The 9,667-nt window shown below is 61.4% G+C and carries 8 protein-coding genes and 2 tRNA genes; 3 read left to right on the plus strand and 7 right to left on the minus strand.

The window, feature by feature from the left end; translation table 11 throughout:
* Position 1 precedes the first annotated feature (1 nt).
* Both tsaE and EDC28_RS16680 read right to left on the minus strand, forming a co-directional pair.
* Complete coding sequence (tsaE, locus tag EDC28_RS16675; RefSeq protein WP_050659866.1) at positions 2-457, minus strand: tRNA (adenosine(37)-N6)-threonylcarbamoyltransferase complex ATPase subunit type 1 TsaE; 456 nt, start codon at positions 455-457, stop codon at positions 2-4.
* Positions 450-1,910, minus strand: coding sequence for an NAD(P)H-hydrate dehydratase (locus EDC28_RS16680; protein WP_123422356.1), 1,461 nt, complete (start codon positions 1,908-1,910; stop codon positions 450-452). Before EDC28_RS16680 ends, tsaE begins: the two co-directional genes overlap by 8 nt.
* A gap of 91 nt (positions 1,911-2,001) precedes the next feature.
* On the opposite strand from EDC28_RS16680, the gene queG reads away from it, so the two are divergent.
* Positions 2,002-3,141, plus strand: a complete 1,140-nt coding sequence (gene queG, locus EDC28_RS16685) for a tRNA epoxyqueuosine(34) reductase QueG (protein WP_244946604.1) — start codon at positions 2,002-2,004, stop codon at positions 3,139-3,141.
* Here the strand turns inward: queG and EDC28_RS16690 are convergent.
* Genes EDC28_RS16690 through EDC28_RS16700 form a run of 3 tightly spaced genes read right to left on the minus strand, consistent with a single transcriptional unit; the run spans position 3,138 to position 4,654 of the window.
* On the minus strand, positions 3,138-3,605 hold the full coding sequence (locus EDC28_RS16690; protein ID WP_050659868.1) for a hypothetical protein: 468 nt from the start codon (positions 3,603-3,605) through the stop codon (positions 3,138-3,140). The two genes, queG and EDC28_RS16690, sit on opposite strands and share 4 nt — an antisense overlap.
* A gap of 51 nt (positions 3,606-3,656) precedes the next feature.
* On the minus strand, positions 3,657-4,148 hold the full coding sequence (locus tag EDC28_RS16695; protein WP_123422357.1) for a DUF4442 domain-containing protein: 492 nt from the start codon (positions 4,146-4,148) through the stop codon (positions 3,657-3,659).
* 53 nt (positions 4,149-4,201) lie between these two features.
* Entirely contained in the window at positions 4,202-4,654 is a 453-nt protein-coding gene (locus EDC28_RS16700; RefSeq protein WP_123422358.1) for a hypothetical protein, read from the minus strand.
* A gap of 180 nt (positions 4,655-4,834) precedes the next feature.
* On the opposite strand from EDC28_RS16700, the gene EDC28_RS16705 reads away from it, so the two are divergent.
* Positions 4,835-7,114, plus strand: coding sequence for a TonB-dependent receptor domain-containing protein (locus tag EDC28_RS16705; protein ID WP_123422359.1), 2,280 nt, complete (start codon positions 4,835-4,837; stop codon positions 7,112-7,114).
* 49 nt (positions 7,115-7,163) lie between these two features.
* On the plus strand, positions 7,164-9,209 hold the full coding sequence (locus tag EDC28_RS16710) for a phosphocholine-specific phospholipase C (RefSeq protein WP_123422360.1): 2,046 nt from the start codon (positions 7,164-7,166) through the stop codon (positions 9,207-9,209).
* 133 nt (positions 9,210-9,342) lie between these two features.
* Here the strand turns inward: EDC28_RS16710 and EDC28_RS16715 are convergent.
* Together EDC28_RS16715 and EDC28_RS16720 are read right to left on the minus strand one after the other, a co-directional pair.
* Positions 9,343-9,417: transfer RNA gene (locus tag EDC28_RS16715), tRNA-Gly, on the minus strand.
* Positions 9,418-9,592: 175 nt separating this feature from the next.
* Positions 9,593-9,667: transfer RNA gene (locus tag EDC28_RS16720), tRNA-Gly, on the minus strand.

Genomic DNA, 9,667 nt, shown 5'->3' on the forward strand with positions numbered 1-9,667 from the left:
ATTACGGGGACAACCTCTCCAGAGTCTTGGCGCCTTGAATGCTTCTGGCATCGAGGCTCACCGACCGGCCGTCGCCCTGATAAACCAGAGACAACACTAGGTCGGCCTCGGGCAGCACGCCCTCGCCTTTTTGCGGCCATTCAATCAGGCAGATGCAATCTTTGCCAAAGTAATCACGCACGCCCATGAATTCAAGTTCTTCAGGGTCAGAAAGTCGATACAGATCAAAATGATAGACTCTCACGCCCGGCAGTTCGTAAGGCTCCACAAGGGTATAGGTGGGACTCTTGACCCGACCTGAATGCCCAAGGCCCTGGATAAAACCCCGGCTTAAGGTCGTTTTACCGGCCCCCAGATCCCCCAGCAGATGAATGGTGATACCCGGAGTGACCGCCTTGGCCAGGCGCTCGCCCAGCGCCACGGTGGCGGTGTCGTCCGCCAGAAAGATGTCATGCATTGATAAGGTTCCGCACCCAGTCAAAAAGATCGCTGGCCAGGGTGCCAATGGCCCCCTGCTCTGCCGCCTTGCTGCCGGCCTCGCCATGCAGGGCCGCACCGAGCAGCGCCGCATCCAAAGGCGAGAGCCCCTGCGCCAAAAGTGCGCCAATGATACCAGAAAGCACGTCGCCCATACCGCCTACCGCCATGGCCGGGCTGCCCACCGCCAGCAGCCAGCTTTGCTTGCCATCTGACACCAAGGTGCCGGCACCTTTTAAAAGCGCTACGCAGCGGTATTGTTGAGCCAGGGCCTGTACCGCCGCCAGCCGGTCACGTTCGACATCGCCAATGCTGGCCCCCAGCAGTCTTGCCGCCTCGCCAGGGTGAGGGGTGATAATTGCGTCTACCAGCGCCTGGGGCTTTTGTGCCACCAAGTTCAGGGCGTCGGCGTCCACCACCTTGGGAAGAGGCAGGCCAAGGGCGCCGGCGCACATGGCTTGGCCCCAAGGGTCTTGGCCCAGCCCCGGGCCCAGCACCAGAGCCTTGGCAGCAAAGCCGGGGGCGCGCCAATCGGCAACGGGTTCCACCATCAGCTCAGGCCGTCCCAGGCTTACCGCCAGGGCGCTTTGCGGGTGGGTCAGCACTTTAACCAGGCCCGCGCCACTGCGAAGGGCCGCTTCTCCGGCCAGGCGAATGGCGCCGCTCAGGCCAAGGTTGCCCCCCACCACCAGCAGCCGGCCGCTGTCGCCTTTGTGGGCAGTGGCCTTGCGGGTGGGGCGCCGCGCTTTGAGGGCAGAAAAATCCAAGGCGTTAAGCGCTGTCTCGGCGCTGGGGGTAAGGTCCAAGTCGGCAAGCCAAGCTTGCTGCCAGGCAGCCCTGCCCTGGCCGGTCAAGAGCCCGGCTTTGGGGAAAATAAAGGTCACCACGGCACTTGCACTAAAGGGTTTGCCCCACCAATGGCCGCTGTCGCTGCCAAGGCCGCTTGGCACATCGATGGCCAAAATGGGTAGCGCCGTGGTGGCCAAAAAGACCTGCAAGGCTTTGGCGGCGCCGCGCACCTCGCTGGCAAGGCCCATGCCCAGCAGGCCATCCACCACCAGTTCGCCATCAAGAGCGGCCGGTAAGCTAAACAGGGTTTTACCGCCTGCCTGGTGCCAGGCCTTGGCGGCCTGGCTGGCCTCCTGCGCCTTGGGCTCGCCGCTGGCCACCACGGTGACCGCCAAGCCATCGGCCAGCGCCAAGCGGGCCAGCACATAGGCGTCGCCGCCGTTATTGCCGGTGCCAGCCAGCACCAGCAGCTTTTTGGCAGCAGGCCAGCGCTGGCGCAGCAAGCCATAAGCGGCAAGGCCGGCCTTTTCCATCAGCTGATACAGGCTCAGGCCCTTGGCCGCGGCCAGGCGCGGCTCCAGTTCCTTTAGCTCGGCTGCCAGGGGCAGCGGACAAGGCAGGGCATTTAGCAAAGGAGTCAGCATGGTGACCTCACAAGACGTTTTGATGAGCTTACCAACAGCGCGGCGCCGGGCCCAGATATGCTACCCTGCGCCCTGCAATACAGGGGGCGCCGTGACCGACTACCAACAACTCGCCAACGACATCAAGGCCTGGGGCCGTGAACTGGGTTTTGCCCAGGTTGGGATCACCGATACCGACCTGAAAAGTCACGAAGCGGCCCTGCAAGCCTGGCTGGACGCCGGCCACCATGGCGACATGGACTACATGGCCCGCTATGGCATGCTCCGGGCCCGCCCCCAGGAACTCTTGCCTGGCACCTTGCGGGTAATAAGCGCCCGCATGGATTACCTGCCTCCCAAGGCCCGTTTCGGGGAAATTCTGGGTAATCCCGAAAAGGGCTATGTCTCGCGCTATGCCCTGGGCCGCGATTACCACAAGCTGCTGAGAAACCGCCTGAAAAAGCTCGGCGAGAAAATACAGGCCGCCCTTGGTGAATATCAGTTTCGCCCCTTTGTAGACTCGGCGCCGGTGCTGGAGCGGCCTTTGGCCGAGAAGGCAGGCCTTGGCTGGGTGGGCAAACACAGCCTGCTGCTTAACCCCGAAGGCGGGTCGTTCTTCTTTTTGGGTGAGCTGCTGGTGGACTTGCCGCTCCCCGTCGACCCGCCTTTTGGCGAGGAGAAATGCGGCAAGTGCGTGGCCTGCATGACCATCTGCCCGACCCAGGCCATTGTCGAGCCTTACGTGGTGGATGCCCGCCGCTGCATCTCCTACCTCACCATCGAGCTTAAAGGCCCCATTCCCGAGCCTTTTCGGCCGCTGATTGGCAACCGCATCTACGGCTGTGACGACTGCCAGCTCATCTGCCCCTGGAACCGCTTTGCCCATCTAAGCAGCGAGCCGGACTTTGCCCCGCGCGCGCCCCTGCACGCCCCGGATCTGTTGGCGCTTTGGGCCTGGGACGAGACCACCTTTTTGAAGGTGACCGAAGGCTCGCCCATCCGCCGCATCGGCTTTGAGCATTGGCAGCGCAACCTGGCGGTGGCCCTGGGTAACGCGCCTTACAGCCTTGACATCATTGCCGCCCTTGAGGCGCGCCTTGAGGGCGCCAGCGAACTGGTGGCAGAACACATCCTCTGGGCCTTGGGCCAGCAGCGCCAAAAGCCCCAGGAAGGCGACGGCAGCGGCAAAGTCGGCCAGAAAAAAGCCCGCTTGGTGCGGGCCGTTGAAAAGGGCTTGCCAGACAGCGCTTAAGGGGTGGGCACCGGCATGTCCCGGCTCCAGACAATAATGCCGTTGGCCAGGGTCATCACCCGCAGCCGCAGGCTGTCGCCGCTTTCACGAATTTGCCCGTACAAAAGATACTGATGGCCCCCTTGGCGCCCGGCCTGGCGGGCCGAGAGCAGATCGAAGGCGTCGGCGCTGGCCGACAAGTCCGCCGCCTCGCGGCCGTCTTTATCCAACTCGCTGACAATGCGCTCGGTCAAGGCTTGGGTGTCGATACGGCGGTTGGAATAGTTGGCAACCTTCACCACCGCCACGTCGCCGTCCGGCAAGGTGGCCACCAGCGCCTTGATGTTCTGGGCCAGGGCGTCCTGCTCGGTGGCCTGCGGCGCTTCCACCACCGGCGGCTGGGCCGGCGGCCTTGTGGGGCTGGTCTGGGTACAACCGGCCATGGCCACCACCATGGCCAGGCTGAAAAGCTTGATTTTGTGCATGCCGCTCCTCCTCGGGACAGCTTGCAAATTCATCCGTAAACTACGGATGAATTAACGTTTTTTGGGAACCCAGGCCCAAAGATAGCGCGCTTGTACCGGTTGTTCACCTTCTTCGTCGGTGATAACCACTTCCACCGCCACTTCCCCCTTCTCGAGGCTGCGGATCTGGGCGACTTGCTCGTCGCTCAGCTGCGCTACCGCTTTTAGGCTGCCCTTGGCGCGGCGTAAATAGTTGATGTCCATGGCTTTTAGAAGAGGCAGGCGGTCGTCCGGCACGTTAAGGCCAAACACCAAACCGGTAACCGATTCGCCCAGCAGCGCCGTGGCGGCGGCATGCACGCCCTTGATGTGGTTTTGCACCTTCTTGCGGTTGGCCAGCACCATCTCGGCCTGCTGGTAGTCGGCCTGGGTGATGCGAATACCGGCGGTGCCGGCAAACTTGACGGCACCATTGAACAGCCGGGACAGCGCGGCGCTTTGCCACTTTTTGGGAAGACGCTTACAGAGCCGCACCAGGCGGCCAAGGCGGTTGACGGGTTTCATAAAGGCTCCAACTGGTCAAACCAGAAGAGTCTGACACAATAGCCCAAGCGCGGCTATAGGTCCTGCATGCGCATGGTCTGGTGCACAAAGCGTTGCTGAATGTTCTTGGCAGAACTCAGTAGCCCTTCAAGGTACTGGCGGCTTTCTTGGCCGGGACACAGGGGCAGCAGGGCCTCGATATCGGCCAGCAGTTTGTTGTCCAGCTCCAGCGCCAGGCTCAGCACGTCATCGAGGCTGGCATTGGCCTTGATGTCCACATAGGTGAGCTGCTTGATGAAATCGCTGTCCACCGCCTTATCGAACCAGGTGTCAAAGGCGCTGTGGGGATGTTTGAGGTAGTCGCGGTAGTCGTCTGCCACCTTTTGCTCATGATCCACCAGGTAATGGAGCATCATGCGAGTGCGTTCGGCATCGGCATTACTGGCCAGGCGCTGGTAAAGCTTGCTGAGGGCAAAGTGGGACTCGGCCAGGTGGTCTATCAGGTCACGTACGGTTTTAAAACGCATGCTGCTCTCTCCTTGAAACTCACTTGAGCTTAACCCCAGCCAGAATGGCCCAGCCTTGCGGCAAGTCAAGCCCGTGCTTTTTTACGGTCAAAAAACATTCACGGCCAGGAAACCCAAGCGAAACGTTTTCGTCACACCCCCTTCCCACAATGCGCTCTATTTATTCGCAAGGGAAAAATCATGACAAATCACAAACTTCTCCTTCCCAGCCTGCTTGCCTCCAGCATCGCAGTGGTATTCAGTTCCTGCGCTTTTGCCGACGACGACGCCGGTAAAGACACCGAGGTGATCTCGGTGGTGGGCGCCCGTATCGCCTACGCCAACAACAGCACCGACGACAACATCAAATCCTTCTCAAGCCCGCTGTCCAGCGTCAACGACCTTATCGACATGCTGCCCGGGGTGAGCGTGGGTGAAGGCGGCGTGTTCGGCTCCGACGACTGGTCTACCACCATCACCATGCGCGGCTTTGCCCTTAACGGCTCCGACCAGCAACTGGGCATGACCATCGACGGCCTGCCCAACGGCGGTTCCGGCTACGGCGGCGGCTCCAAGGCCAACCGTTACCTGCTGACCGAAGACACCGCCCGGGTAGAAGTGATGCAGGGCACCTCCGATATCGGCTCCCCCTCCCTCGACGCCCTGGGCGGCACTTTTAACTACATCTCTGCCAACCCCAATGACGAAAAGGGCGCCGTGGCAGCGGTGAGCGGCGGCGATTATGACTCTCGCAAATACTACCTGCGCTTTGATACCGGCCGCTTCTGGAACGACACCACCACCAGTTACCTGAGTCTGGCCGACAGCCGCACCAAGCGCTGGATAGGTTCTGGCTCCAACGGCGACTCCACCGATTTTCACGCCGCCTACAAGCTGGTGTCAGAATTGAGCTGGGCCACCTTGACCGGCCGCATCAGCTATGACGACGTGGACGAAACCAACTACAACGGCATCTCCCTGGCCCAGTTCAAGCAAGACCCCCGCTGGGACCGCCTGACCTGGAACTGGACCGGCGACCCGGTAGAAGACCAAAACTTTGCCGAAGCCTGGCGCACCCTTCGCAAAAACACCTTTGCCTACCTGCGCCTGGACACCCGCCCGAGCGACAGCACCCGCCTGGAAGTCACCCCCTATTACCACCACATGAAAGGCCGTGGTGACTGGCTGCCCCCTTACCAGGTGCTGGTGGACGACGCCGGTAAACCCATCCTCGATACCGACGGCAACCTGCAGACTTTTACCCATTTTGATGCCAGTGGCGCCCCGGTGCTGAACCCGGCCGACTGCGACGACACCTGCACCCTGGCCTCCAGCTACCGTCACACCCATTACGGCAAGGACCGCTACGGTATGACCTCGCGCTTTAGCTGGGACATCACCATGGACAACACCCTGACCCTTGGCCTGTGGGCCGAGCGCCAAGACCGCGATGAATACCGCGATTGGCACGGCGTGCTGGACCCAAAAGTGGGCCCGGCCTACGACAACACCGCCTACTGGCGCCAGTATGACCGCACCTACACCACCGACACCCTCAACTACTACGCCCAAGACAAATGGGTACTGGGGGATCTGACCCTGACCGCCGGGGTGCGCAAGTTCCTGGTGGATATCGACCGTAAAGACAACTTTGTGGGCCAAAAGACCGGGTCGCTGTCCAGCGACTCCGATCTGCTGCCCATGGCTGGGGCGGTATGGAATTTCGCCCCCAGCTGGGAGCTCTACGGCGGCTACTCCGAGAACTTCAAAGCCATCTCCGACAGCATCCTTGAGACCGATCAGGACTACGGCAAACTGGACGCCGAAACCGCCAAGAACACCGACCTTGGCCTGCGTTACTTCGGCTCCAGCCTGCAAGTCACCGCGGCCTTCTACCACATCAAATTCGACAACCGCATCACCTACATCGCCGCCACCGCTGGCAGCGGCATCGACTATCTGGGCGAGTTGGACGGCCAGTACGTCAACGTTGGCGGTATCAAGTCCAAGGGCTTTGAAGGCAGCATCAACTGGCAGTTCGCGCCGATGTGGAGCCTTTACAGCTCGCTGACCCTCAACGATTCCGAGTACTCCGACCGCAGCCTGGTGCCGGCAACCGACGCTGGCGGCAACGCCACCTTAAGCGACATCAAAGGCATGGAAGTGGCCGGTGCGCCGCGCCGCATGGGCGTGGTAGCGGTGAACTACAGCGACGGCAGCTACCGCGGCGGTCTGGAAGCCAAGTACACCGGCGACTACTACGGCGACTACTTCAACAAGGACACCATCGCGTCTCACACCGTGATGTCCCTGTACGCCGGTTACCACCTGGATTTTGCCACCAAAGGCATCAAGGGTTTGGATCTAACCCTCAACGTCACCAACCTGGGTGACACCAACTACCTGGCTGGCGGCTCCAACGGCGGCTACTACATCGGTGTCGGCCGTACCGTCACCGCCAACGCTACCCTGTCTTTCTAACCCCTTTGGCCCCGGCTTTGCCGGGGCTTCTTTTTTGAGGTAAAAGCCGATGGTTGACCAACAACGTCGCCGCTTTTTAAAGCTCTCTTCAGCCGCCGGCATCGCCGGTATCGCCAGCGCCGCCACCCTGCCCGCCACCATCCGTAAGGCCCTTGCCATTGAGCCTGCCCGCCAAAGCGGCACCATTGAGGATGTCAAACACGTGGTTATCTTCATGCAGGAGAACCGCTCCTTTGACCACTACTTTGGCAGCCTGCGCGGGGTGCGGGGTTTTGACGACCCCAGGGCCATGCAAAGCCGCCCCGGCCAATCGGTGTGGCAGCAAGCGTGCAGCAAGACCCCGGCGCCGGTGCTGCCTTTTCATCTCGACAGCACCGGCAGCTCCGCCCAAACCATGCACGACCTCAACCACGACTGGCGCGGCCCGGTAAAAGACTGGGCCTGCAACGATGTGTGGGCCGAGCAGAAAACCCCCATGACCATGGGCTATTTCAAACGGGACGACATGCCCTTTTACTACGCCCTGGCCGACGCCTTTACCATCTGTGACGGTTACCACTGCTCGCTGTTCGGGCCCACCAACCCCAACCGCATGTTCCTGTGGACCGGCACCAGCGGCCTGACCGTAGGCAACAGCGGCCCACAGGTGGTGGCCAACAAGGACGACGGCAACTGGACCTCGGACATGGGCCGCGACCACGGCGAGTTCACGCCCTATGACTGGACCACCTACGCCGAGCGCCTCGACAAAGCCGGGGTCAGCTGGCGGGTCTATCAGGAGTACGACAACTTCGGCGATAACGCCCTGCAATCGTTCAAGGCCTTTCGCGGCCTTGACCCTGACTCGCACCGCTACCGCCAGGGCCGCGCCTGGGTGGCGGGCTCCAGCGCCGAGAACGCCGTAGCTTCGCGAGGCGAGCACCTGGTGGCGGCCTTTGCCGAAGACGTAAAAAACGGCACCTTGCCGGAGGTCTCCTGGCTTATCGCCCCTTATATCCTCTCCGAGCACCCCGAAGCCTCGCCAGGCTACGGCGCGTCTTTGACCGCACGTTTACTCGAAGCGCTGATGAGCAACCCCGAGGTCTGGTCAAAAACAGTGTTCCTGCTGAACTACGACGAGAACGGCGGCTTTTTCGACCACGTACCGGTGCCGGTGCCGCCGGCGGGTAGCGCCCTTGGCAAAAGCAACGTTGCTCTCGATGGCGAGGATTATCACGGCGAGCCCCTGGGCCTTGGGCCACGGGTACCGATGATGGTGATCTCTCCCTGGAGCCGGGGTGGCTGGGTGAACTCAGAGCTGTTCGACCACACCTCGGTGCTGCGCTTTTTAGAGCAGCGCTTTGGGGTCAGGGAGCCCAATATTTCCCCTTGGCGCCGGGCAGTGGCAGGGGATCTCACCAGCACCCTCGATTTTGCCGGCCAAAACGCTACCTGGCCCAAGCTGCCCGATACCGGCCACTACATTGGCCAAGTGGATAAAGCCGCCAAGCTGCCGGCCCCCACCTTGCCGCCGATGGCCGCCATGCCCCGCCAGGAGCCCGGCCAACGCCCGGCAAGGCCCTTGCCGTACGAGATGGAAGTCAGCGCCCGCGCCAAAGGCGGCCAACTGGCCCTTGCCATCCACAACCAAAGCACGGTGGCGGTGGCCCTTGGGCTTTATGACGACCAGGCTACTCATGGGCCGCGCCACTACACCGCCGCCGCTCACAGCCGCCTGGAAGACAGCATCGAGACCGGCGCTGGCTACCAACTGACCCTGCATGGCCCCAACGGTTACCTTCGTCATTTCGCCGGCCAAGGGGACGACGGCCTGGAGGCCAGCCTCAGCCGAGGCGCCACCCCCAACCTGCTGATGCTGACCTTAAGCAACCTCTCTGGCGAGCCTCAGACCTTTGAGATAACGGATGCATACAGCGGCAAGAACCAGCGCTACCGGTTGGCCCCCGGCCAGCAGCAGAGCCTGAGTTGGCATATTGCCGAGCAGGCCCATTGGTACGATCTGGCCCTTAGCGCCGGGCACTACCGGCGCCGCTGGTGCGGCCACATGGAAACCGGCCAACCGAGTTTTAGCGATCCGCTGATCGGCAGGGCGTAACCCTCACTCAAAGGCCGCTTTCTAAGCGGCCTTTGTTTAGGAAAGGAAAAGAGCGGCGCCATTGCAGTCAATGTTCTGAATCACAATAAACCCAAACGCAAAAAGGCCGCCCTGATGGGCGGCCTTTTCTAATTGGAGCGGGAAACGAGACTTGAACTCGCGACCCCAACCTTGGCAAGGTTGTGCTCTACCACTGAGCTATTCCCGCATTGTGTACGCTGCCTTGGCAACGACTTTTGGCTTTCGCCGGATAGCCGATTTACACCCACTATCACTTTAATTTGGAGCGGGAAACGAGACTTGACTGGGCCGACATTCGGCTCGCGACAGTCGCGATTCTCACACCTCGTAGTCAATTAATTTAACCAACTACGCCTTAAATTTGGAGCGGGAAACGAGACTTGAACTCGCGACCCCAACCTTGGCAAGGTTGTGCTCTACCACTGAGCTATTCCCGC

The sequence above is a fragment of the Gallaecimonas pentaromativorans genome (assembly GCF_003751625.1).
GTDB classification, from domain to species: domain Bacteria; phylum Pseudomonadota; class Gammaproteobacteria; order Enterobacterales; family Gallaecimonadaceae; genus Gallaecimonas; species Gallaecimonas pentaromativorans.

What these genes read in the sequence shown, in the direction of transcription:
- EDC28_RS16700 (WP_123422358.1), bottom strand. Translation starts at nt 4,654, where the DNA reads ATGCGTTTTAAAACCGTACGTGACCTGATAGACCACCTGGCCGAGTCC.
- EDC28_RS16680 (WP_123422356.1), bottom strand. Translation starts at nt 1,910, where the DNA reads ATGCTGACTCCTTTGCTAAATGCCCTGCCTTGTCCGCTGCCCCTGGCA.
- EDC28_RS16710 (WP_123422360.1), top strand. Translation starts at nt 7,164, where the DNA reads ATGGTTGACCAACAACGTCGCCGCTTTTTAAAGCTCTCTTCAGCCGCC.
- EDC28_RS16705 (WP_123422359.1), top strand. Translation starts at nt 4,835, where the DNA reads ATGACAAATCACAAACTTCTCCTTCCCAGCCTGCTTGCCTCCAGCATC.
- tsaE (WP_050659866.1), bottom strand. Translation starts at nt 457, where the DNA reads ATGCATGACATCTTTCTGGCGGACGACACCGCCACCGTGGCGCTGGGC.
- EDC28_RS16690 (WP_050659868.1), bottom strand. Translation starts at nt 3,605, where the DNA reads ATGCACAAAATCAAGCTTTTCAGCCTGGCCATGGTGGTGGCCATGGCC.
- EDC28_RS16695 (WP_123422357.1), bottom strand. Translation starts at nt 4,148, where the DNA reads ATGAAACCCGTCAACCGCCTTGGCCGCCTGGTGCGGCTCTGTAAGCGT.